The organism is Lactonifactor longoviformis DSM 17459 (assembly GCF_900129135.1).
GTDB lineage: Bacteria > Bacillota > Clostridia > Lachnospirales > Lachnospiraceae > Lactonifactor > Lactonifactor longoviformis.
Genome location: NZ_FQVI01000069.1, coordinates 1 through 2,177, shown reverse-complemented (window position 1 = coordinate 2,177; position 2,177 = coordinate 1). Strand labels below are relative to the sequence as shown.

The following is a 2,177-nucleotide window of genomic DNA, read 5'->3' as shown; positions in this document are numbered from 1 at the left end:
GGCTTAACCGGGAAAATTGCCAGAGTAGACCTTCCGGTATACCAGTCCCCGGATGATCCCAAGCAGCCCGTGCCAGATGCCTCTTTTGATGCGGCTTCTATGCTGCTGACTAATGTGGATGCCGCCATGGTATATTCTGTGGATGGAGGAAAGAGCTGGAACGCTATTTCAGGAGATACTGTTGATTTAAGTCAGGACACAGTGACTGCGGAATATGGCATTCAGGTTAAAAAATTGAAGGATGAGATTAAAACAGAGGATTCTGATCCTCAGATCATACGGCTGACACAGGCCGAAAAGCCATCTGCTCCAGTGGTATCGGAAAAAACGGGAAAAAGTATTACCATTCATGTAGTGGATGGACAGGAATATGCGATTAAGGCAAAAGAGGATGATGCTTATGGCCCATGGCAGAGCGGAAAAGAATTCAGCGGCATGTTCCAGGGCTTAACAGAAGGGACAGAGTACCAGATTATTACCAGAGTCAAGGGGAGCGGTTTGATGCTGTCCAGTGAGCCCAGTGATCCCTTATCCACGCCGGCGGAAAATACTTTTATTGAGATAAGTACTCCGCAGCAATTAATAGATTTTGGAACACAGATAGGCAGCGGAAAGACAACACTTAATGCCAGATTAATGAATGATATTGATTTGACAGGGATTACGTGGCAAAAAATCGCACCTACTTCAAACACGCCTTTCGAAGGTGTATTTGATGGAAATAATTATGAAATAAAGAACGTGTCTATGGAAACAACAAGCGGCAGCGCTGCTTTGTTTGGCACGATGGAAAATGCAATAGTTAAAGATCTTAAACTAAATATCACAAGTGTGGGGAAAAGTTATACAGCGGGCTTGGTGTCTGACACTAAGAATACATTAATCGAAAACTGTCATGTATCAGGCTCTGTGCTGTCAAAGTTCAGCTCCGCAGGGGCGTTAGTGGGTTATGCCAGGAATACTATAATTAAGAACTGCAGCAATAGTGCAGAGGTACAGGTGACACTTGGCAGCTCCAACGGGGCTACTGCAGGATTAGCAGCGGCAGCTGAGGATACCGTAATTGAAAACTGCTACAATGAAGGTGTAATTCATGCATCCATTGGACCTGCATCAGGACTTGTTGGAAAGGGAAATTCGGCAGTCAAAATTGTTGATTCGTATAATATAGGTCCGGTTTCGGCATCAGGAAAACCGGCAGCAGGCATCATTTGCGTTGCCCAGGCCAACAGTGAGGTCATAAACTGCTATAATACTGGTGAAATCAGCGGGGGAAACAGACAAGTTGCCGGTATTGCGGCTCAGGTTTACAATGGAACTAAAATTACAAATTGCTATAACATGGGAAAAGTAACTGGCACTATGTCGGTGGGCGGAATCGTTGGACTCATTTATGATAATTGTCAGATTGAGGGGTGTTATAATACCGGGGAGGTTCAGGGAAGCAGTACATACATAGGAGGTATTGCGGCATATAAGGATACTCTTTACGATAATGATGCCATTCTGTCCATTTCTGATTGTTATAATGAAGGCGGTATTACCGGTCTGACGGGGAGTACCTATATAGGTGGTCTTCTTGGATTTGCTTCTAAGGTTGAAATATCTGAATCCTACAACAAAGGTGACATTACTGGTCCTTCCGATGGAACAGGCGATATGTTTGTAGGAGGACTTGCAGGTCAGATGGCAGCAGGTACTATCCAGAATTGTTATAATTCCGGCGGTATCATCTGCCCGGGTGCATGTGGGGGAGGAATAGCTGGTTTTTTATATAACGGATGTACAGTAACAGACTGTTACAATACGGGAATTGTAGGCGGAAATACTTACACTGGAGGAATTGCAGGATATTTAAAAACCAATAATACAATCAGCCGGTGTTATAATCTTAAAAAAGTATCGGCAACAGGGAAGTATGTGGGAGGCATTGCAGGATATCTTACAGCAGACGGATCTATAACGGACTCTTATAATGCAGGAGATACCTTCAGTCTTGCATTAAGCGGCAATGATTACGATGCCGGGATCCTCGGATACCTGACATTAGGAACACTTGACAACAATTATTTTCTGGAAACTGAGGAGGTAAACCAGGGCATAGAAGCTGTGGGTGGAAGTGCAGGAGGAGTGGATACGGTAACGAATACCAGTTCTAAAACTGCAGAAGAATTCCA

General features: G+C 44.2%; 1 protein-coding gene. It reads left to right on the top strand.

Going from position 1 to position 2,177, the window contains the following annotated elements; translation table 11 throughout:
• On the top strand, positions 1–2,177 hold a 2,177-nt coding region (locus tag BUA56_RS22435; RefSeq protein WP_278320886.1), incomplete at both ends, for a GLUG motif-containing protein.